This window comes from Tateyamaria sp. LSS28 (assembly GCF_059611725.1).
This window is the reverse complement of the sequence record NZ_JCAPFI010000006.1, coordinates 399688-420614: the sequence shown is the minus strand read 5'-3', so window position 1 is coordinate 420614 and position 20927 is coordinate 399688. Positions and strand designations below refer to the sequence as shown.

The 20927-nt window shown below is 55.8% G+C and carries 18 protein-coding genes and 1 pseudogene; 11 read left to right on the top strand and 8 right to left on the bottom strand.

Features of this window, described 5'->3' with window-relative positions:
- Window positions 1–111, top strand: a pseudogene (locus AC53L6_RS19830) (sulfopyruvate decarboxylase subunit beta); the annotation flags it as partial.
- Window positions 111–1202 (top strand): alpha-hydroxy acid oxidase, encoded by a 1092-nt coding sequence (locus tag AC53L6_RS19825; RefSeq protein ID WP_299706120.1) that lies wholly within the window; start codon window positions 111–113, stop codon window positions 1200–1202. The pseudogene AC53L6_RS19830 and the gene AC53L6_RS19825, both read left to right, overlap by 1 nt.
- 298 nt (window positions 1203–1500) lie before the next feature.
- Here the strand turns inward: AC53L6_RS19825 and acmB are convergent, their stop codons facing one another.
- From acmB to AC53L6_RS19800, 5 genes are all read right to left on the bottom strand, one after another.
- A complete protein-coding gene (gene acmB, locus AC53L6_RS19820; protein WP_496909082.1) occupies window positions 1501–2688 on the bottom strand; it encodes a methyl acetate hydrolase AcmB in 1188 nt (395 codons plus the stop codon).
- A gap of 78 nt (window positions 2689–2766) precedes the next feature.
- Window positions 2767–4440, bottom strand: a complete 1674-nt coding sequence (locus AC53L6_RS19815) for a flavin-containing monooxygenase (RefSeq protein WP_496909081.1) — start codon at window positions 4438–4440, stop codon at window positions 2767–2769.
- Window positions 4441–4605: 165 nt separating this feature from the next.
- On the bottom strand, window positions 4606–5508 hold the full coding sequence (locus tag AC53L6_RS19810) for a helix-turn-helix domain-containing protein (RefSeq protein ID WP_496909080.1): 903 nt from the start codon (window positions 5506–5508) through the stop codon (window positions 4606–4608).
- Between the two features lie 228 nt (window positions 5509–5736).
- Window positions 5737–5874 carry an integrase core domain-containing protein gene (locus tag AC53L6_RS19805; protein ID WP_496909091.1) on the bottom strand — a complete coding sequence of 46 codons (138 nt, stop codon included), beginning with the start codon at window positions 5872–5874 and terminating at the stop codon, window positions 5737–5739.
- A 579-nt stretch (window positions 5875–6453) separates the two neighbouring features.
- Window positions 6454–7128 (bottom strand): helix-turn-helix transcriptional regulator, encoded by a 675-nt coding sequence (locus tag AC53L6_RS19800; RefSeq protein WP_496909079.1) that lies wholly within the window; start codon window positions 7126–7128, stop codon window positions 6454–6456.
- Between the two features lie 97 nt (window positions 7129–7225).
- Between AC53L6_RS19800 and AC53L6_RS19795 the strand changes: the two genes are divergently transcribed.
- From AC53L6_RS19795 to AC53L6_RS19785, 3 genes are all read left to right on the top strand, one after another.
- Window positions 7226–8098: a DMT family transporter gene (locus AC53L6_RS19795; protein ID WP_496909078.1), complete on the top strand. Its 873-nt coding sequence runs from the start codon at window positions 7226–7228 to the stop codon at window positions 8096–8098.
- Window positions 8099–8418: 320 nt separating this feature from the next.
- Window positions 8419–9762: a Hint domain-containing protein gene (locus tag AC53L6_RS19790; RefSeq protein WP_496909077.1), complete on the top strand. Its 1344-nt coding sequence runs from the start codon at window positions 8419–8421 to the stop codon at window positions 9760–9762.
- 214 nt (window positions 9763–9976) lie between these two features.
- Window positions 9977–10273 (top strand): hypothetical protein, encoded by a 297-nt coding sequence (locus AC53L6_RS19785; protein WP_299604833.1) that lies wholly within the window; start codon window positions 9977–9979, stop codon window positions 10271–10273.
- A 76-nt stretch (window positions 10274–10349) separates the two neighbouring features.
- Here the strand turns inward: AC53L6_RS19785 and AC53L6_RS19780 are convergent, their stop codons facing one another.
- A complete protein-coding gene (locus AC53L6_RS19780; protein WP_496909076.1) occupies window positions 10350–11780 on the bottom strand; it encodes an HTTM domain-containing protein in 1431 nt (476 codons plus the stop codon).
- A gap of 123 nt (window positions 11781–11903) precedes the next feature.
- Here AC53L6_RS19780 and AC53L6_RS19775 point away from each other — a divergent pair, with 123 nt between their 5' ends.
- Window positions 11904–12281: a DCC1-like thiol-disulfide oxidoreductase family protein gene (locus tag AC53L6_RS19775; RefSeq protein ID WP_299204418.1), complete on the top strand. Its 378-nt coding sequence runs from the start codon at window positions 11904–11906 to the stop codon at window positions 12279–12281.
- On the opposite strand, the gene AC53L6_RS19770 is transcribed toward AC53L6_RS19775, so the two are convergent.
- Window positions 12271–12999: a hypothetical protein gene (locus AC53L6_RS19770; RefSeq protein ID WP_496909075.1), complete on the bottom strand. Its 729-nt coding sequence runs from the start codon at window positions 12997–12999 to the stop codon at window positions 12271–12273. The genes AC53L6_RS19775 and AC53L6_RS19770 overlap by 11 nt on opposite strands.
- Window positions 12996–13544 carry an RNA polymerase sigma factor gene (locus tag AC53L6_RS19765; RefSeq protein WP_496909074.1) on the bottom strand — a complete coding sequence of 183 codons (549 nt, stop codon included), beginning with the start codon at window positions 13542–13544 and terminating at the stop codon, window positions 12996–12998. Before AC53L6_RS19765 ends, AC53L6_RS19770 begins: the two co-directional genes overlap by 4 nt.
- 79 nt (window positions 13545–13623) lie before the next feature.
- On the opposite strand from AC53L6_RS19765, the gene AC53L6_RS19760 reads away from it, so the two are divergent.
- The 5 genes from AC53L6_RS19760 (at window position 13624) to AC53L6_RS19740 (ending at window position 20924) form a co-directional block, all read left to right on the top strand.
- Complete coding sequence (locus AC53L6_RS19760; protein WP_496909073.1) at window positions 13624–14922, top strand: S8 family serine peptidase; 1299 nt, start codon at window positions 13624–13626, stop codon at window positions 14920–14922.
- Between the two features lie 304 nt (window positions 14923–15226).
- Window positions 15227–16387, top strand: coding sequence for a LeuA family protein (locus AC53L6_RS19755; protein ID WP_496909072.1), 1161 nt, complete (start codon window positions 15227–15229; stop codon window positions 16385–16387).
- A 38-nt stretch (window positions 16388–16425) separates the two neighbouring features.
- On the top strand, window positions 16426–18324 hold the full coding sequence (locus tag AC53L6_RS19750) for a DNA/RNA non-specific endonuclease (protein ID WP_496909071.1): 1899 nt from the start codon (window positions 16426–16428) through the stop codon (window positions 18322–18324).
- A 46-nt stretch (window positions 18325–18370) separates the two neighbouring features.
- Entirely contained in the window at window positions 18371–19642 is a 1272-nt protein-coding gene (locus AC53L6_RS19745; RefSeq protein WP_496909070.1) for an N-acetylmuramoyl-L-alanine amidase, read from the top strand.
- Window positions 19643–19676: 34 nt separating this feature from the next.
- A complete protein-coding gene (locus AC53L6_RS19740; protein WP_496909069.1) occupies window positions 19677–20924 on the top strand; it encodes a S8 family serine peptidase in 1248 nt (415 codons plus the stop codon).
- Window positions 20925–20927 lie beyond the last annotated feature (3 nt).

Here is a 20927-nt window from a genome sequence, read left to right as displayed (position 1 = left end):
AAGATGACCGTGATGGTTGTCAAATGCGACAGCGGCAACGCCAAAATGCCGGTGATCACCATGGATCCCGTCGTGATCAAGGACCGGTTTATGAAAGCGGTCACGGCCTGATGACACGCGCCGCGCGTATTCATTCCAGTGAAGATGCGCGGCGTTTGGCCAAGGCCCGTCTACCATGGATGGTGTTTGACTATATCGACGGGGCTGCGGGATCAGAAATAGGGGCTGCGCGCAACCGTGCAGCTCTTGATGCAATATGCCTCGAACCTCGGATCCTGAGAGACGTCAGCAATCGTTCGTTGGACATGCCGCTGTTTGGCAAGACGGCCAAGCGCCCCTTTGGTATTGCGCCCATGGGCATGTGCAATCTGTCCGGACCCGGCGCCGATCTGATGCTGGCGCGGCTGGCCGCGCGAGACTCCGTGCCCGTTGGCGTATCAACCGTTGCATCAACTCCGCTGGAGAAGATGATTGAGGTTGCCGAAGGGCACGCGTGGTTCCAGCTCTATTTCAGCGGAGACGGAACGGGTTCGTTCAAGCTGGCAAAACGTGCGCAGGATGCCGGTTACGAGACTTTGATCGTTACCGCCGACGTTCCTGAGGTTGGTCGCAGGCCACGTGAGTTGCGCCACGGATTTACAATGCCGTTCCGTATCGGTCCGCGCCAATTTCTGGATTTCGCCCTACACCCGCATTGGTCGCTCACGTCACTTGCTGCAGGTCGTCCTCAGATGGCGAATTTCGAGATGCCGGGCTTTGAATTCGACCGCACCGAAAGCCGAGCCAAGGCGAATTGGACAACACTGAAGGCCTTGCGCGATTTGTGGCAAGGCCACTTGGTCGTGAAGGGCGTGACCAACGCCGATGATGCGCTGAAGCTGAAATCCGAAGGCGTCGACGCCATTCAAGTGTCAAACCATGGTGCGCGGCAACTTGAAAGCGCACCTGCTGCCGTTCAAGCGCTTGGCCGGATACGCGACAGGGTTGGACCAGAGTTTCCGCTGTTTTATGACAGTGGCTTGCGGTCTGGCGAAGACGTTTTGAAGGTCCTTGATCAGGGTGCAAATTATGCGTTTTTTGGTCGCATATTGCAGTTTGCAATCGCCGCGGCCGGTGAAGAAGGCTTGCTTAGACTATGGAGCATCCTTAGCGGAGAGTTGTCCAGCGCACTTGCACAAGTTGGTCGGGATAAACTGACCTGAAGAAATTGGACAAGCTTGAATGGAACCTTACATGCCTGACAGCATCAACGTCCAACTGATGTGACCAAAAAAGAAGTATGTGCCAAGTTGGTACATGTCATTGTTCTCAATGGACTTTGTGGATCCGGCTGTCATTGCGGTCAATCCGGGATCCAACCAAGCAATAATACCGCCGGGTTTCATTGCATCTCGCGCGATTTGGGAGCGGAATGCGGCGTTTCTGATAATAACAGAGGTCAAGCGTAGCAGCTTCTGAGGATCGACCGCCGAGCGGCGGCGGTCGATGGGGTTTTTGGGGTCAGGCGGCCTTAGCCTTGTTGATCGAGGCGTAGAAGGCGCTTTCGAGCTCCATGTATCCGGTAAAGGACACCGCATCGCCAAAAGGCAGGATCTGAGTGGCCCAAAAACCGCCAAAACCGTTCTGCCGGTCAATCCAGTAGAACAGATTTGCAAGTCCGGCCCAGCCAATTGCCCCAGCGGGCCGGCCCGTGGGCGCCTGATCATCATTGACCATGAAGGTGTAGGACCATGATTTGGGTTGGCCGGGGAAGAACTCTGCATCGTTGGAAAGCGCCGGGATGACCCCTTTGAAAGGCGTGATCTTACGCTGGCCCAGATGGTTCTGCGCCGCCATCTCAACCGTTTCGGGTTTGAGCACGCGTCCGTATTCCCCCGCACCATCGTTCAACCACATGCGGATAAAGCGCATGTAGTCGCCGACCGTGCCATAAAGGCCGTGGCCCCCCATATGGACTTCTGGCTTGTCGGGCAGCTCGAAATCCATCGGCGTCAGGCTGCCATCGTCGCCGCGCGCATGCATCCCGGCCAGCTTCTTGCGGAGCGTATCGTTCAGCTCGAAAGTGGTGTCGGTCATGCCGAGTGGCTTGAAGATGCGCGACTGGAAGACTTCGCCCAAACGCTGCCCGGTGATGCCTTCGACGACCTGCCCGCACCAGTCGATATTGGTGCCATATTCCCAGCTTTCGTCCGGGTCGAACAGAAGCGGGGTCATCAGGCAATCTTTGGAAGCGGTGATGACGCTGGGCTGGCCTTTCTCTTCGGCTAGGCGATTGTAGGTCTCGTTGAAGAAGTCATAACCGAGGCCTGCAGTGTGCAACATCAGCATCCGTGTTGTGATGTCCCGCTTGGGCGCGCGCAGCCGCGGCTCACCATTGGCGTCAAACCCGTCGATCACCTGCAATTTGCCGATGTCCGGCGCATAGTTTTTTGCAGGCGCGTTCAGATCAAGCTTGCCCTCTTCGACCAATTGCAGAACTGCCGTGCCGGTGATCGCCTTTGTGGTTGAGAATATGGCGAAGGCGTCATCGGTTGATATAGGCGTGTCGCCATCCATCCTGCGCACGCCCGCTGCGCCCTCATAAATATTCTTGTCGCGATCCGTGACCATGGCGACCACGCCCGGGACGCGCGGGCTGGAGCTTACGACGCTATTCAGAATGGCGTCCGCATTGAATTCATGACTCATGATAATATCCTCCCATTGATTGATGTTTGCCCTGCGACCGGGTCTTTCAGCCGGCACAGGGCGTTGTTTGGTTGGAGATCAGGCGTCTTGCGGCGCCTTTGACTTGCTCATCGCAAAGTGCGGATAGCCGCCTTTGGCCTCTTCGTCACACTTGGTGCGATAGGTCCCGACTCCGCCAGTGTAAGACAGCACCCTGCGCGGTTTGCCCTCAACATTGGAGCCAGTGTACCACGATGTGGTCTTTGCGATCAGGGTCGCATTGGCGGTTTCGTCGTGATGCGCGACCCAGGCAGCTTCACCCTCTTCGGTGGGCTCCATCACGTCATTGCCGCTCTTACTCAGATCACCGATACAACGCGTGATCCACTCGGTCTGTTGTTGCAGGCAAGTGGTCATGTTGCAAAGGGCCGCCGCAGGCGCGAGGGGGGCACCGGTCATGAACAGGTTTGGGAAGCCGAATTTCTGCAGTCCCATTGTGGTGCGCATATCCTTGCGCCATTCCTCGGCAAGGTTGAGGCCGTCGCGCCCGTTGATGTCAATGCGTGCCAACGCGCCGGAGCCCGCATCAAAGCCGACCGCCATGATGATCGCGTCAAGCTCATAGACTGTTCCGTCCTCCAGCTTGACACCTTCGGGCACGATTTCGGCAATTGGGTTGTCGCGGACATTAACGGCCTCGACATTGTCGTGGTGAAACGCTTCGAGATAGTCGGTCTCCAAAGGCACACGATGCGTGCCGAACCCATAGTCGCCGGGCTTGGGCACAAGCGTGTCGATCAGCTTGGGATCCTTGAGCCGAGCGATCATCTTTTGGCGAACAAACTCCGATATCTCGGCGCTGACCTCCTCTTCGAAGAACATTTCCGCGAAAGAGGCGAGCCACAGCTTCAACGAGCCGTCCGCATAAACTTCCTCGAGCACCTCCAATCGTTTCTCTGGGGTCAGATCGGCCCATGTGTTTTCGAAGTCATACTCAAAGCCGGTGAATGTATGCGGCAGGTTCGACCTGAACTCGTCGAAGCGGCTTTTGTACCAAGCTTCCTCGTCCGGGCCGTATTTCGGGTTCTTCATCGGCAGCACGTATTGTGGCGTGCGGGCAAACACGGTGAGTTGGCCGACCTGTGATGCAATGGTCTGTATGACCTGAATTCCTGTTGCACCCACTCCGATCACGCCCACTCGCTTGCCTTCAATATCAAGCCCGCCCTTGGGATAGCGCCCGGTGTGGACGATTTGGCCCTTGAAGCTGGACTGGCCCGGAAACCGGTCCTCCAGTGGGGCCGAGAGCATTCCGGTGCAACCAATAAGGAATTTGGTGTCGATGACATCGCCCTGATCCGTCTCAACCCGCCAGCGTCCTGTCTCTTCGTTGAAGGTCGCTTTGGTGATCGTGGTCGAAAACGACATGTCACTTCGTAGATCCAGCGTATCGGTGACGTAATGCAGCCAGCGTTCGATCTCGGGCTGTCCGGGGAAACGCTCGCTCCAGGTCCAACCCTTGTAGAGTTTCTCGTCGAACAGATACTGGTAGATATAGGCTTCGCTATCGAATTTGGCGCCGGGATAGCGGTTCCAGTACCAGGTCCCGCCCACGTCAGTGGCGGTGTCGCAGGCATGCGCCTTAAGACCCATCTGGCGTAGCTGGTGCAGTTGATAAAGTCCGGCGACCCCGGCCCCGATCACCAGCGCGTCCAGTTGCGCAGGCACAGGGTTGCGAGCCGTCGAAACGGTCTTTTCTTGTGCGTCTAGCATATTGTCCTCCACTGCGGCAGCGGCCGGTTTCTCCGGCAGCCTCCTCCGGGTTCGGATTGCAGGTCCGAATCCACCGCGCTCCAAGTCTGGCTCTAGGCGGTAGGGGCGGTCTTGTAAGATCGGGGGGTAAATTTTGAACGATCCGGGCAGGGGTGACGGTGCCCGTCAGTGCCCCAGGCGGTACTGACCAGGTGTTACGCCCTTGGCTTTGCGGAAGCTGCGGCTCATATGCGATTGATCTGAGAACCCGCATGCGGCGGCGATGTCCTTCAGCGCGCGCCCCGGTTCGCGCAGCATGGCGCAAGCCCGTTCCATCCGCTTGTGCTGAACGAAGGCGTAGCCGGGCAGGCCCACGCTTTTGCGAAGCTGGCGATTAAAGGTCCACACTCCCAGATGCAGCACCCCTGCAAGTTCGTTCAGAGAGAGTGGTTCGTGCAAATGCGTGTCTATATATTCTTCCAACAGGGCCAGCTGTCTTTGCGACAAGCCCGACTGCCCCGATGTCGGACGGCTGTCGACCGACGCGTAGTTGCGAAGCAGGTGGACCGCAAGTTGCACCGACAGGGCCTCAGCATAAAGCTGTCCTCCGGGGCCTTCTTTGGCTGCCTCTATGGTGAGTTGGTCGGCGATATGGTTGATCACTGGATCGCTGCCTTGCAGTACATCGTACAGCCTGACCTGTTTGACATCCCTTGCCCGAATATCGCGCGCGACGCGGGTCATCAACGCGTCGGTCAGGTAGAGATGCGACACCACCAGCCCTTCAGTCCAGTTCCAGTGCGACTGCATTGCATGCGACAAGAGCGAGAAATGCCCCGGCCCGCATTGCGTACGCGTCCAACGCCCGTCAAACTGCCGGTCCATCGGCGTGTCGCCCCTGCGGTACTGCACAATCATAAATGTGTTCATCGGCGGAATGTGTACATCCTGCCCGTTATAGCGATAGGTCCGCTGCGACACGTCCTTCCAGCCTAGACCTTTGCTTTCGCACAGAACCTTTCCCGGCACCCAGATGGGTAATTCATCGGGTTCAATAAGTTGTGCGTCTGTTCCCGTCGTCCCAGTCATGGCGAGCCTCGCCGGTATCCGCTGACGCCTCGCAAGATGACAAAATTGCGGCTTCAGTAGGCCTCTATTCGAAGCGCGAACGAACCATAGTTGCTGAATTAGTTAGAGCTGCGCAATAAAGATACAGATTTCTCGTCAGTGGAGTCAATTCAACCCCCTGATGGGATAGACCAAAGCAGTAGACACCGACCCGTGCACCCGGTGAGGGTCCGGCACCACATCGATGGGCTATCTTGAGCAGTGTTTCTGGAATTGCGGGCTCATACCCAAAGCCTGATGTGGTTGGATGTGATTGTATCGTCCGAGCCAGATATCGATCACAAACTGAGCTTGTTCGGCGGTGTGGAACCGTTCGCACCAATGAATTCGCGACTAAGTTTGCCGTTGATGCGCTTGTCATTGCCTTTCTACCAAGGCGACACCGGGCAGATCTGAATCGACCGTGCTGCCGCGATGAACTCTAAGCCATAACAACTTTGGAATACCGTGGATGAGACAACCGACGCAGCCCCATGGCGAACTGCTCCCAATCCGAAACCGGGCGTTCGTTTAAGGTGCAGCTTCCGGTACTGGGGGCTGCTTCACCACGTTTGTTGCAAGCTCGATCAACGGCTACTCTGAGTGAAGCGGCGGAGGAAGGAAAGGCTGTGAGCCGCAAAAGAAATCTACTGCGTTGCGAAAAACTGAGCTGCGACCATTTCGACGGCTTGTGAGCGCGTGAATGGAAAAAACTATGCGTCGTTCCACATCTGTAGTACGTCAGACAAATTTGACCTTTGCGTCCAAAACTGACCCTAAGGGGGCCCGGCCGAACTTTTTTCATACTTGAACTGCAGTTCTCTTTGGCCTAGCGACGCGCTGCAGAAAATGTCAGCTTCTGAGCCCAAAGTGACCGAACCTGCGATGTGAATGAACAGCGGCTTTGGGATCGCCCAGCAAAGGCCATCATGTCTCGACTGTCGATGATCGCTGGGTGGCGTCCCATTCTTCTCGAAGAGCTTTGCCCTCTCCAACAAAAGTATCGCCGGTCGCACGACAGCTCGTCATACGATCAATGCGAAAATGCCGGAATGCCCTGCGCAACTCGCACCATGCGACCAGTAGTACGTTGTCAAAATAGAAGATCAGCGCGAGGGGCAGAACAATTCTTGTGCTGTCCACCCCGGTCTTGGCTCGGTAGCGGATGTCCAGCTTTTGCTCTTCCCGTATCGCGAGGCGCAACGCCTTCATGTTCACTGCATCCGAAGGCTGCACCCCCCAAGATGACGTGAGCAGATGATCGACCGCAGGGGCCGCATCGTGTAGCTTGCGGGCGGCGCGTTTTGCAGCCTTCAACAGATCGGCATCGCCGGTTCTTGCAACCATGCTCAGACCTACGGTGATCGCTTCAGCCTCTTCCTGATCGAAGTTGATCGGGGGTAGGTCATATCCTTCGCGAATGATGTACCCGACGCCGGCTTCTCCGTGGATCGGCGTTCGCATTGCCTGCAAGGTGGCAATATCGCGATAGATCGTGCGCTTGGAGACTTCGAGTTCCCGCGCAATTTCTTTTGCCATGAGGGGCGTATCCGCCGCGCGAAGGATTTGAATGATTTCGAAAAAGCGGCTGGTTTTGGCCATCAGCACCCCTGAATAATGCACCGCAATCAAAGACTGCTGACACTCAGTTGGCAACAGGGCCGGTGTATGCTTGCGCGAGAAATCGAAAGTCCGAACGATGGAGCACTCACAACATATGAAAGGCGTCGCCTTGGTGGTGCTGTCGGCTGTCATATTCAGCATGTCCGGCGTTCTGACCAAGATGATCGAGGCTGATGGATGGACCATCGCCTGCTGGCGCGGGGTGATCGGTGGATTGGCCGTTATTGCTTATGTCGAAGCCCGTCGCGGTGACACGCCCCGCAGCAAAGCATTCCGGCTGGGTCCGCGTGGTTGGTTCCTGGCCAGTGTCGGAAGCGTTGCCAGCGTCACGTTTATCTATGCGTTCAAGCTGACATACGTAGCGAATGTTGCCGTAATCTACGCGACGGCCCCGTTCTTTGCAGCAGGTCTGGCGTGGTTGGCGATGCGTGAGACGGTGAAAGGCCGAACCCTGATCGCAGGGGTGTTGTCCTTCGCTGGTGTCGTCATCATCGTGTCTGGCGGTTTGGGCACCGGGAAACTGCCCGGTGATGTGTTGGCGGTTGCGATGACATTGGGAAACGCGGCTTACATCGTTCTGATCCGCAAGTTCTCAGACGTGCCAGTTGTCTGGGCGGGTGGCGCATCTGCCTTGCAGCTATTCGTTGTCGGGGCATTCATGGGGGCGCCGCTTGAAGTAACAGCCAAGGATGCAGTTTTGCTGATCTTCTTTGGTGGCGCATTTGCCAGCGCGGTTATTTTATGGACGGAAGGGACTCGCCTTATTCCATCGGCGCAATCTGCGCTACTTGGCACGGTCGAGATCCCCTGTGCCACGCTGCTCGCCTGGATCGTTTTGAGTGAGCTTCCACCTCTTGCGGCAATAATGGGCGGGGCTGTGATCATGTCAGCGGTATTGTGGCACGCTTCGCTTGACCATCGACAAGAAAAAGATCGGTTCTTGCAATAGCGGACATTTCTCCACCATCTGTAAATGGCAGCAAAGCCCCGATAAGGGGGCATTCACGGCGCGGAGCGCCAATGACAAGTTGGGTCAACTAGGTCGGTGTGATCAACAAGACTTCAAGACAATGACTATCACACCGCTATGCTGGCTTGATGTCGCATGTTGTTCCACGATTGCAGTACCTGATATGATCTACTGCATGAAGTCGCTACGTTAATCCAAAACCGCGGCACAAGATCTTTAAACGCAAAGACGGCTCTACTACTTTAGGTAGTAGTTACACCACCGATTGAACCGACGTTTCGACGGGAGCCACCGGTGCAATGGCTACGTTTATCATCGTATCAGAAGACAAAGACCCGCTTGGTCCTGGGGAGATCAACGCAGGCGATGACGTTCGGGTTAATGAGGGAGATATCTTTGTCATCTCCCCGGCAGCAGATGAGGATGTAACTTTCGAGAGCCCGGGTGGCGCAAGCACCAACTTCACCGTCGAGTTCGGTGAAAGCAACTCGAACAACCTGGAAATCAAGATAGAGGAAGGGCTCACGCCTTCTATTTCCATCGCCGACAATGCCGATCTGTCAGATATCAAAATTGATGCGGACAAGGCCGACGCGGCCAATCTTTCCATCGGCGACGGTGTAACACTCCAAGAGTTCAAGGGATCGAACGACGGCAATGATGTCATCGACATCGGCAATGACTTCACGATGCCATCGGAGTTGAAGACAGGTGATGGCGACAACCAGATCACGATAGGTGACCGCGCCGACATCGAAGACATCGAAACGGGCGACGGCAACGACACCATCGCAATCGGGGACGATTTTGTAAGCAAGAAGATCAAAACTGGTGACGGCGCAGACCGGATCATCATCGGTGATCGCGCAGCGGTCGAAGATATCGAGACGGGCAAGGGCGATGACGACATCACGATCGGCGACGACTTTGTCGGCGAGAAGATCAAAACGGCCGATGGAGACGACAGTATCCACATTGGCGCGAATGCAGATCTTGACGAGATCGATGGTGGAAAGGGGAACGATGTTCTCAATACCCAGTCTCCTGGCATCGATAACAAAAACATCGAAACCATAAATGTGGTCTGTTTCGTCCGGGGGACGCGAATAAAAACGGACCGTGGCGAAGTCTGTATAGAGCACCTTCGCGAAGGTGACTTGGTTGTGACTGCGGACCACGGATTGCAGCCTATTCGATGGATTGGATCATCTGTCGTGAGCGGTTGGGAGGACCTGGCACCGATCCTGATCCCCAAAAATACTCTGGCAAACACGCGTGACCTTCGTGTGTCACCGCAACATCGAATGCTGATCAAACATCCACGTGCGCAGCTTCTTTTCGAGACGCCGGAGGTATTGGTGCCTGCCAAACATCTTATCGGCAAAGCTTCTATCCGTAGTGATCCATGCGACAACGTCCAATATTTTCATATGCTGTTTGACCAACATGAGATTGTTTTCTCGGAAGGCGCGGCAAGTGAGAGCTTTCACCCTGGGGTCGTTGGAATGGAAAGCTTTAGTCGACGGGTTCAGGAAGAGATCTTCGCGATTTTTCCGGAACTGCGGGTTGGGACCAGAAATTACGGTGCTGCGGCAAGGCGCAGCCTCAAACGACATGAAGCCGTCATCTTGCATGGTTTCTGACCGGAAACTGAAACTGCTTGGTGCGTTTTGAAAGTATTCGTTCGTTTGAGGAATAATAGCGTCCGGGATGCCGCGCGTGGGGCAGGGCGCTTTGCAGCTCAACACCACACAGATTGACGGAGCAATCAAACAGGCTGGAATAAACGCTCATCACGCTTCGTAGACCTTTCGAGAACAGCATTTGCTCTGTTCGCAAAACCGAAAGGAGAAGATCATGATGAAGACCGTTTTTGTTGCCTGCAGCGCAAGTATCGCCTTGGGCATGTTCTCGGCTCCTGCCATGGCGGACGATCTTGATGATGCCGTTCGCATCATCCAAAATATCTTCACAGTGCATCACCGGAACCGCGTTCTTGTCTGCGATGATGATGACGATGATGGCGGGCGCAGATGCTATTACGTCCGCCGAGGCCATACCGTCTACAAAGACTATGATGACGACGACGGTCATTGGCGTGGGTACGACGACGATGATGATGATGGAGGCCGCTGGGGCGACGATGACGACTAGACCCAACGACCAGAGACATCAAAAGGGCCCGGCTTATCGATCCGGGCCCTTTCTTTTTGAAGAAGCCAAGGTGGCCCTAGTCGGTTTCGGACAAACTATGCCCCTGCAAGGGAAGAAACGGGTAAGCTTCCGGCATCTGCCCCCGTGGTGCACGAAGTTGGTTGGGCATGATCCATGGGTTGGGCCGTGCCCATTCCCACCTGATCGCTGTCAGGTCCTGCTCTGGATCCGTGAATTGCTGCTTTGCCCGTCCATTTAGCGACTTTTGAACATCTGCATAGACAGCAACGTCCGGATAACCGCGTTCGGCCCATGCGTCCTCAAGGACTTGGGCAAAGTCGTAGATGATATCAGGTCTGCCCAGTACGTTTCTTGCCTGACGGGAACTCATGACATCATAGGGATCGATCTCCCATGTCTCGCTACCATCGGCGGCGGCGACGCGGAACATGCCTTCGCTTTTTCGATCGTAGATCCGCATCCGCCACGAGAACCGATGACCATCACCGCTCCAACCCACGAGGTTATCGAAGAAAATTTGGCGTTGGGGCACAACAACCTGCACTGCAAACCACACGGCCAATGCGGCAAGACCGACAGGTGCAAGCCGGAACTTTCTTGTTGGAAGTGACGGTAGTGCAGGGAGCGTTTCGAACTGTCCAAGGAGCGCACGCAAAAGGCGTTGCGGCCAGTCCGGGGCGAAGAATATCGTCGACAGCGCCAGCGTGATCCAAGGGAAGATACCGATGTTGAACAGCTGTGCGTTCGACCAATGGAAAAAGGCATACACAATGAATACGGCCAGCCGCGTTCGATGCCAAAGCAATAGAGGTGCGCCGACAACATGTAGGACAATCACGCCCCATGAGGCCAAAATAAAGGATACATCGTATTGAAAGAGCGCGCCAAAGAACACTTCGCCTTCGCGCCCCGTGAGCCATGTTCGCAAAGGCTCGCCCCGCAGCCAGTCATCGGTGATCTTAACAATACCGGCATAGATCAAGATGATTTCAAGCTGGAGCTTGAGCGCGGTGACCGGCCAACGTGGGATCACAATGCTGCGCAGTTGCGGCCAGAGCCATGCATCAACCGAGAATGCGCGGTTTGCAGGCATAAAGCAGAGCATCATCCCAAACAGGATGACCATGTAGTTGTGATTAAGGTATTGGGTGCGATCCAGCAGAAAGAAATAGGCAAAGATACCGGTGAGCGCGATGATCGACACGCGGTAGAATGCGCCGAGTGCAACCAACAAACCGAAAACCCCAACTCCACCCCACAGGATGTGAATCCAGGGCTCTGGCAGGGTTTGAACAAAATCGAAGAAAGGGAAGTTGAAATCAGGTTCGACATAGTACCGCGTGATCCGGTCATACTTGACATATCGCCACCAATCCCAAGCCAGGATCAAGCCGAACGCAATCCGGATGAAAACAAGCGATTGGATACTGATCGGCGTTTCAAGATAACTGCGGAGCCTTGGCCGCGCCGCTGAAAACCTGGTCATCTAACCCTCCATCGAAATGCGATTCAGAGGGAATACGGAACGAAACAGCTTCGTATTCCATCATATCGCGCACGCATCTCGTCTTGCCGAGCGCAAGTTTGCCCGTATCTAAGGAAGATGACCATGCCTGACCAAATCCGGATCATTTATGATGGCGACTGCCCGTTTTGCTCTGCTTATGTTAAACTGGTGCGTCTGCGTGAAGTCGTGGGCACCATCGAACTGATTGATGCCCGTTCAGATCATGAAGTCATCGACCGGATCAATGCGGCCGGCCTGGACCTTGATCGTGGAATGGTTGTCGAGATGGGAGGGCAACTGCAGCATGGAGATGCGGCGATGACCACGCTGGCGATGATGACCACTCAAAGTGGGGTGTTTAATCGGATCATGCGGTTGATGTTTTCCCGACCGGCAATCGCCCGCATTCTTTACCCGCCACTGGTTGCGGGACGGGCGCTGACCCTGCGTTTATTGGGGCGCCGCAAGATCAATCATTAGCATCAGACAGGCGCTTGGCTTCTTCCTCGACCGACATAACGGGACCGGCTTCTGTGTTGCGCATCCAGGCTTCGAGAACTTCAAGCGCGCTTGCAGGAGCGAACTGCGTGTCATCGGTCAGCTCAACTGCCGCAGCGAAACGCAACTCCCACCCGGTATCGGTGCGACATCCGACGCCAATCAGATCTGACCTGTCTTCAAGTCTCGCTTCGAACTCCCGGCAAAAGGCACCATCACCCGCCTCGAACGATGCGATAAGCCGTGTGTCGACACCATCGTGCGCGACGCTTGTTCCAGATGCCGCAGTTTCCAGAATTGTAACTACAGGGGCAAGATCAAAGGCGGTGGGATCATTTTCGTTCGGGTTGAGCAAGAACGCGCCCAGACCGATACCCACCAAAAGGCTTGCAGCGATAGCGCCCAGCCAAGCAAATTGTCCCGTCCAAACCGCTGGCTTTATCGGAGCTATCGTGTTGTCACCCGCATCTGTTGCTGCGATTTCCGATGCCTCAACAGTTGCCATGATACGCTCTTTCAAAGCTTCTGGCACATCCTCTAAGGGCATGGCGCTCTGCGCAAGCGCCGTACTGCGCTTAAATACATCCAACCGCGCCCTCAGGTCTGGGTCCTTCATAACAGCTGCGGCCACGCGTGCATGTTCAGTGCCCGTCAAAGCACCATCGGCATAGGCCATCAGATCTTCGTCCGAGACTGTCATTGCGAAGGTGTCTCCGTCTTGTCATTCGTATGGTCGGCATACGTAGCAGCTGTGGGGGTTATTCCAACAGCCGCAGCAAGCGCCAGACGGCCACGCGCCAGACGTGACATGACCGTACCAATTGCGATGTCCAGAACGTCGGCGGCTTCGCGGTAGGTCAAACCTTCAACACAGACCAGAACGACCACGTCACGCTGCCCCTCTGGCAACGTTTGGATCGCCTCTAGCGTCTGACGGACCTCCAGTCTTAACTCTGGACTGGCTGCATTGTCAGAGATGGCATCTGCCGTCGTATCATCAACGTGGACATGCGGACCGCGCGCACTTTGTCTGCGCATCTCATCAATCCAGGCGTTTCGCAGAATGCGCAAAAGCCACGGCGCAAGCTTCTTGGTAGGGTCATATTGCTGGCTTTGCTTCAAAGCCTTCTCGACCGTGATCTGCACCAGATCATCGGCAAGATCTGGCTGCCTTGTCAGCGAAATCGCGTACCTCCGCAGGTTTGGAAGGAGATCTATGACCTCGTTGATGAAACGGTCTTGCATCAAAAAACCTAATTCGAAGGAATGTTCGGAATAAGACTGCGTGCCGTGCGTAATCTAGGTGAAGCATGAAGGGAAAACCATGTCATACAGCGTATACCTGCCGATCCGAGCGCTCCTGTTGGCCGCAATTCTTGGCTTGTCTCCCCTTTCGTATTTGCTACCCGGTTGGCCCGACGTGGCTTACGCAGACAGCGACGACGATGATGATGATGACGACGATGATGACGGGGGCCGCCGTTTCGTTTCAGATGACGATGACGATGATGATGGACGCGTTGCACCCGCAGCGACGTCCACCCCGGACCGCGCGCCCGACGAAATCATTGCTGCCGATCTCTCGGATGCCGATCTCACCCAACTTCTTGAGGAAGGGTTCGAGCTGTTACAGCAAATCGAGGCTACACCGACACTCGTCCGCCTTCGCATCCCGCAACCCCTGACATTGGACGCCGCGCGCGTTCGTGTTCGCGCCTTGCCCACAGGCTCATCCGCTGACTTCAATCACTACTACCGGGGATCGCAAGGCACGTGTGATGGTCCAGAATGTCTGGCCTTGGAACTTATTGGATATCCCAGAGAAGGGATATGCGCGCTGACCGATGTGCGGATCGGGATGGTCGATACGGGGATCAACACTGGACATGAGGTGTTCAACGGCAGCGACTTGACCGTTCACCGCATCTCCGACGAGCGACTCGACCCATCGCGTGCAATCCACGGCACCTCGGTCGCGGCCATCCTGATAGGCGCGCCAGAAAGCCGGTCGCCCGGGCTTCTGCCTGATGCCAGTCTACTTGCGGTCGACGCCTTCTACCGCGCCGGTGCAGATGAAAGGGCAGATGCGTTTTCAGTAGCTGCCGGCATCGACTGGCTCCGCATCCGTGACATTGGCGTTCTCAATCTTTCTCTTTCCGGTTCCGAGAACATCGTTCTGAAAGAAGCCATCGACCGCATTGTCACCGAAGATGTGCTGGTCATCGCAGCAGCCGGGAACAATGGCCCGCGCAGTGCGCCCGCCTTTCCCGCAGCCTATGATACTACCGTTGCTGTTACCGCAGTGGATGTACGCGGCTCCGTTTACCGCCGCGCAAATCAGGGGACGCATATCGATCTTGCGGCTCCCGGGGTCGACGTCTGGACGGCCGCATCCGTATCCGGCGCGCGCTGGAAAACCGGAACATCCTTTGCAGCACCCTTTGTTACTGCGGCGGCAGCATTATCACGAGATGCACAACCTGACAGCATTGCCGCAGAAATTCGGGAGCAACTGATGGGCTCTGCGCGTGATCTTGGACCTCCTGGCCGCGACGAGGTGTTCGGAGCTGGGCTTCTGAACATGGGAGAGACCTGTGGCGGCGTGGCTAAGACGGAAGGGTGATGACTTGGACAGGGGTGTGACGCGGATTTTGGAAGCTACATGAAGCGCGACTAACGTGCTTATGAACGGGAAATAAATCCCGCATTAAGGGAAAATTTTGCCCTTCTGTGAGTGGATTTCCCGTTCTATGCAAGTTGCAGGAACAGACAGTTTGAGTTCGGAATCTGGTCACACTTCCAGCTGCAGGCATGACTAAAGCGGCGATCGCATCGCTTATCCGCTAAACACCTCACTTGCCTTTCTGTCGCTGCAGCCCGTGAGTTTTGAACTGTCTCGCAATCGATCAACGAAGGAAGGCCAAGAGATGGAAATCTTTGAGACCACCTTACGCGATGGAGAGCAGCAGGCGTTCCTCCATTTTTCGGCAAAGCAGAAGGGCGAGCTTGCCGTTTTATTGGAACAGCTTGGCGTGGATGTTATCGATGCCGGTTTTCCGGCGGCTTCTGACGTGGATATGAACGGCGTGATCGAGATCGCCAATGAGACCGATACCGTCAAGCTGAGCGTCCTGACCAGACCGATCAAGAAAGACATCAGACGTGCATTTCAAGCATTGAAAGGTGCCGAGCATCGGTCCCGGATTGCGACATCGGCGCGCCCGTTCGATCTTCTGTCAATCTCGGAAAGCTCAGAGGGTCGTGCCCGACAAAAGACCATAGAACGGTCCTGTGATTTGATGACAGAGGCCCGCACCTACTTTCCCGAAGCACAGTACTATCTGATTTGTGCAGGCAATCGCGACATCTCGTTTTTGATGGATCTGAGTGCGTCTGCGGCCTGCGCGGGCGCCACGCATATAGTCGTCGCCGATACACTTAGCACAACAGAGCCACGTGGCTTTGGTGAACTTGTCAGCCGTATCAAGTCCGCGTTGCCGCCAGAGGTCACTTTGGGCGTCCATTGTCACAACTTGTTGGGCCTCAGCCTTGCGAATTCCATTGCTGGGGTCAGAGCGGGCGCGTCGCAGGTCGAGGTGACGATTGGAAACACTGGCGATGGCGGCGGGAACACAGCATTGGAGCAAATGCTGGCATATGCGACCTACTTTGAACAAAACGATCCGCAATTCGCAAATGGATGCGATACCGAAAAAATTGCCGAGGTCGTGCAGGCATTCAAAGACTACACCGGCATGCGGTTCTCGCCGAACAAGCCGCTTGTTGGAGAAATCAGCTTTCTGGTTGAGACCGGCATTCACCAAGCGATCCCGCCCAAGATCATGCATGACGTGTTCGCCCCAGAAACGATTGGGCGAAGCACAGAAATTGCGATCGGGCGCCATAGCGGCATTGTCGGCATTCTGGATCAGCTCGACAGGATGAATATGCGCCCTCGGAATGTGGATCAGCGGCGGCTTTATCAGCGCGTGATGCGCGCTGCTCAAAAGAACGGCTCGGTCCCCGACCACGAACTTGGGCGGATTGCAAAATCACTGATGCTGCAAGTCGGTCCGGAAGGCCCGTAGCCCGCGCATTAATCCAACGCCCCAGAGAAGGAACCAAAATGGTCAAAAGACCAAAAACATCGGAAGGAAAAGATGACGCTGCGCTGATGACATGCCTGCGTCGTTTCGTGCGTGCCAAGGGGTCTGCATACCTCGTGGACCCGAACGTTACATCGATTGGCGTTGGTCGCAAGAATGGTGATGGCGAAGTAAGCATCGTCTTTACCGTCCGCGAGAAGGTTGAGGTCTCTGCACTTGAAGGCATCGGGTCAAAACCGTTGCCAGAGGTGATCGAGGCTAACGGGGTTACCGTTCCAACGGACGTCGTTCAGCGCGAGTATCAGCCGTCCTACATGATTGTAGAGAACGCTCAGAGTTCGGTGTTGAAAACGCGTCTTGATCCTTTGGTGCCGGGCGCGAGTGTCAGCCATCCGACCGGCACTGCCGGAACGCTTGGGGCAATTGTTTTTGATCCTGCCACGGGCGACCCTTGTATGCTGTCCAATTGGCATGTCTTGCACGGTGAGACTGGCAAAATCGGTGACAAAATCGTCCAACCCGGTCCATTTGATGACAACAACGTAGCCGCCAACAGCTGCGGTGTTCTGTTGCGAAGCCATTTGGGTGTCGCTGGCGATTGCGCGATTGCGCGGATCCAAGGGCGTGGTTTCGATCGTGCCGTCCATAGGCTTGGAGCAGTCTTGACGCAGATGGCGGAGGTCGCCTTGGGCGATACGGTCGTCAAGACGGGCCGCACGACAGAGACGACACATGGAAAGGTCCGTCGCACTGACGTCATCGTAAAGATCGACTTTGGCGCAGCTTTGGGCAGCAAAAACATTGGTTGTTTTGAGATTGGACCAGATCCCGAATATCCAGCGGAGGGTGATCAAATCAGCATGGGTGGAGACTCCGGCGCAGTCTGGATCATCTCCGAAAAGGACCGCGCAACAGAGATCTTCGCCGGCCTGCACTTTGCAGGGGAGGGGGCCGGAAGCACGGATGATCACGCGCTTGCATGCTATCCCCGTTCTATCCAGAGCAAATTAAACTTCTCGCTGACGCCACCCCAAGGCCTTGTCGTTGAAGAAGGGACAACAATCACCAAGATCGCCTCTGGATATGACGCCGACTTCTTGGGCGTTCCGGCGCCAATGCCGGAGCTTTCATTGGCGTACAAGCGTGATGCGGTGAACTTTGGTAAAGCTCAGACGATCCCCTATACGCATTTTTCAGTGTGCCAGAGCGCAAAGCGACGGCTGGCCCGCTTTGTCGCTTGGAATACGGACGGCGCGCAAAAGGTGCAGCTTGGACGCAAGGGGTTTCGTCTGGATGATCGCATCGGCGCGGAATTTCAACTGGACGACACGATTTACGCGAACAACAGGCTCGACCGAGGTCACATCGCCCGCCGGGCAGATGTTGCTTGGGGTACGGTTGAAGACGCACGGAAGGCCAATGATGACTCCTTTTGTTTCACCAACATCGCTCCGCAACACGAGAGCTACAACCAATCCAGTAGAGGCGGTCTATGGGGAAAACTCGAAGACTTGGTTCTGGAAAACGCTGATGCTCAGGATATCCGGATTTCAGTTCTTGCTGGCCCCGTCTTTGCGGACGACGACCCGAGGTACCGCGGGGCACTGATTCCCCGCAGTTTCTGGAAGCTGATTGCATATCGCGGCATGGATGAGGATCTGCGCGCCGCCTGTTTTGTCTTGTCGCAAAGTGACTTGCTGACTGACATCGAAAGCATCGACTTTGATCCGTTTCGGCTGTTTCAAGTGTCGGTTCCGACACTCGCCGATCGCACAGGGCTTGGATTTGACACCTATGTCCCGGCTGACATCACCCAAAATCCGGCACGGCTAAGCAAGGTCGGTGCGGCACTGGCGAGTGAAATCAATGTCGAAGCCGCGGTGCGGGAAATCACGAAGCAGAAGGAGATCGCGTTCTAGACAATCACGAAGGGGCAACAACGCACATCAATGAAAAGGATCTAACATGACAGATGTTGTCATAGATGCAGGACACGGTGGTTTTCGCAATGTTGGTGGCTCCAGTTGGAACAACGCTGTCGGGCCCAACGGGACACTTGAGAAGACCCTGACACTGAAGGTCGCGACGCTGTTGGCCGCACAATTGCCCGATGCCGAGCTGACCCGAACAACCGACGTGAATATCAGCCTCGCCGCGCGGGCGCGTGTTGCAAAATCTGCAAAGGCTAAAGCGTTCGTGTCGATCCATTTCAATGCGTCACGCGACGGTACTGCACAAGGGACAGAGACACTCGTCCATACAAACTACTCCAGTGCGTCCGCGCAGCTTAGCCTTTTGGTGCAGGATAATCTTCTGCAGGTCACTGGGTTGCGCGACCGGAATGCAAGCTTTGATCCGTCCCGGATCAAAGCTATGCCGCTTGGCGTTCTGAACCCGTCCCGCCACCATTTTGGTACGGCGGCGTGCCTTGCCGAGGTCAGTTTTCTGGATCAGGCCGAAGAAGAACAAAGGTTACAGGATCCAGCGTATCTTGAGGATATTGCTGGCGCGATCGGACTGGGGGTCAAAGCGTTCCTGCAATCACCGACTGCAAGCATGATGCCGGTAAGAATGGAAAGCGAGGATGCAATTGATGTTGTTGCGCGCCAGCAAGACCTGACGACCGTCAGCTATCTGAATCTGGATATTGCGGGCCCGGATCAGGGTGATGATGCCGAACAAGTTGAACGTGAAAGCAGCCCCAAAGACCTGTTTGGGGCTGACTTTCTGAGCGGTTCATTTCTCGAAGACGAGACGCGCCAGCTTATGGCGGTTGATCAAGACTACATGTCGGAGTTCACCGCCTTTTTGGCTCCGCTGGGTTTGCGATACTTCAAACCGAGCGAGGTTTTGTTCCTTGGAAATTCCCATGGTGGGTCCGGACGCTGCGGGGGACTGAACAGTCTGCCCCCAAAGACCTTATGGAACAACGTCGTTTCAACAATTCTGATGCTGGATGAAATCCGCCATCAGCTTGGGGCGCCGATCCGCGTGTTGTCGGGGTATCGCAACGATGCGTACAACAGTTGTATCTCTGGCGCGGCCAACAGTTACCACAAGCAGTTCATGGCGATGGATTTCACAGCCGCCGCCGGAACGCCCGAGATCTGGCGGCGGATCGCGGCGCGCATTCGCGCGAGTGACGCGCGATATGCAGGCGGTATTGGCAAGTACATCTCCAGCAACTTCGTTCACATCGACACGCGGGGGCAGAACAGTGACTGGACCAGACCTTAACGCGATGATCTCCCGATGCCTGAAGACAGGCTTGATGCTTGGTCTTCTTTTGGGTGTCAGCCTTGGGTCGCCCGACAGATCCTGGCCGATCTCAAAAGCATACGCACAAGACGATAACGATGATGATAACGGCAACGATGATGATAACGGTGATGACAGCGGCAACGATGATGACGACGACGATGATGACGACGTAGCAGAACCAGAGCCGTTGTTAGATCAGGCTCCAGACGAAATCACGGTGACATCTTTGTCTGACGATGACCTGGCGACCTTGCTGACCCAGGGCTTCACAATTGTTCAACAGGGCGGACGTGACGATGCGCCAATTCATCGGCTCCGCATTCCAACAGGTCGGACCCTTGAACAATCCCGCAGCGATGTGCGTGCTTTGCCGACAGGGCAGGACGCAGATTTCAACCATTACTACAGGACAGAGCAGTCAACCTGCAATGGCCCACAATGCCGGGCTTTGGAACAAATCGCCTTTCAGTCCCACACCTGCTCTCAACGCGATGTGGCCATCGGGATCATCGACACCGGCATCAATGTCGATCACGAAGTCTTTGCTGATCGTCAGGTGACTATCTACCGCGTACACGAAAGTCCTCATCCGGCATCAAGGGCACTGCATGGCACTGCTGTCGCGGCGATCATCGTTGGAGATCCAGAAAGCCGCGTACCCGGCCTTGTCCCGGCGAGCCGTCTTTTCGCGGTCGACGCCTTTACCCGTGAACGGGGCGATGAACGCACAGATGCATTCGCACTTGTCGTCGGACTTGACTGGCTTGAACAGCAAGGCGTCGAGATTATCAATATGAGCCTCGCCGGACCTAACAACACGGCTCTCGCGGCCGCCATCGACCGCGTGAGCAGGGCAGGGATCGTTGTCGTGGCCGCAGCGGGCAACAAAGGACCTACAGCGCCACCTGCCTTTCCCGCAGCTTATTCCGGCGTGATCTCGGTCACTGCTGTCGATGCAAGCAACAACATCTTCGCGATGGCGCAACACGGTCCGCATATCGACCTTGCAGCACCGGGAGTAGACGTGTGGACTGCGGCGTCTGTCTCGGGTGGGCGATTGAAAAGCGGGACGTCATATGCCGCACCATTCGTTTCGTCCGCCGCAGCGCTTGTCCTGTCCGCCGAGCCGCATCTGACGCCGGATGAAGTGATCCAACAGCTTGAAAGCACCGCACTCGATCTTGGAGACGAGGGGCACGATGAGGTGTTTGGTGCCGGCCTTGTCCAGATCGGAGGCTGGTGCGTCAACGGTAACTGAAGA

What these genes read in the sequence shown, in the direction of transcription:
- AC53L6_RS19790 (WP_496909077.1), top strand. Translation starts at nt 8,419, where the DNA reads ATGGCTACGTTTATCATCGTATCAGAAGACAAAGACCCGCTTGGTCCT.
- AC53L6_RS19765 (WP_496909074.1), bottom strand. Translation starts at nt 13,544, where the DNA reads ATGCAAGACCGTTTCATCAACGAGGTCATAGATCTCCTTCCAAACCTG.
- AC53L6_RS19755 (WP_496909072.1), top strand. Translation starts at nt 15,227, where the DNA reads ATGGAAATCTTTGAGACCACCTTACGCGATGGAGAGCAGCAGGCGTTC.
- AC53L6_RS19785 (WP_299604833.1), top strand. Translation starts at nt 9,977, where the DNA reads ATGATGAAGACCGTTTTTGTTGCCTGCAGCGCAAGTATCGCCTTGGGC.
- AC53L6_RS19810 (WP_496909080.1), bottom strand. Translation starts at nt 5,508, where the DNA reads ATGACTGGGACGACGGGAACAGACGCACAACTTATTGAACCCGATGAA.
- AC53L6_RS19825 (WP_299706120.1), top strand. Translation starts at nt 111, where the DNA reads ATGACACGCGCCGCGCGTATTCATTCCAGTGAAGATGCGCGGCGTTTG.
- AC53L6_RS19800 (WP_496909079.1), bottom strand. Translation starts at nt 7,128, where the DNA reads ATGGCCAAAACCAGCCGCTTTTTCGAAATCATTCAAATCCTTCGCGCG.
- AC53L6_RS19780 (WP_496909076.1), bottom strand. Translation starts at nt 11,780, where the DNA reads ATGACCAGGTTTTCAGCGGCGCGGCCAAGGCTCCGCAGTTATCTTGAA.
- AC53L6_RS19740 (WP_496909069.1), top strand. Translation starts at nt 19,677, where the DNA reads ATGCTTGGTCTTCTTTTGGGTGTCAGCCTTGGGTCGCCCGACAGATCC.
- AC53L6_RS19745 (WP_496909070.1), top strand. Translation starts at nt 18,371, where the DNA reads ATGACAGATGTTGTCATAGATGCAGGACACGGTGGTTTTCGCAATGTT.
- AC53L6_RS19770 (WP_496909075.1), bottom strand. Translation starts at nt 12,999, where the DNA reads ATGACAGTCTCGGACGAAGATCTGATGGCCTATGCCGATGGTGCTTTG.
- acmB (WP_496909082.1), bottom strand. Translation starts at nt 2,688, where the DNA reads ATGAGTCATGAATTCAATGCGGACGCCATTCTGAATAGCGTCGTAAGC.
- AC53L6_RS19750 (WP_496909071.1), top strand. Translation starts at nt 16,426, where the DNA reads ATGGTCAAAAGACCAAAAACATCGGAAGGAAAAGATGACGCTGCGCTG.
- AC53L6_RS19795 (WP_496909078.1), top strand. Translation starts at nt 7,226, where the DNA reads ATGGAGCACTCACAACATATGAAAGGCGTCGCCTTGGTGGTGCTGTCG.
- AC53L6_RS19760 (WP_496909073.1), top strand. Translation starts at nt 13,624, where the DNA reads ATGTCATACAGCGTATACCTGCCGATCCGAGCGCTCCTGTTGGCCGCA.
- AC53L6_RS19815 (WP_496909081.1), bottom strand. Translation starts at nt 4,440, where the DNA reads ATGCTAGACGCACAAGAAAAGACCGTTTCGACGGCTCGCAACCCTGTG.
- AC53L6_RS19775 (WP_299204418.1), top strand. Translation starts at nt 11,904, where the DNA reads ATGCCTGACCAAATCCGGATCATTTATGATGGCGACTGCCCGTTTTGC.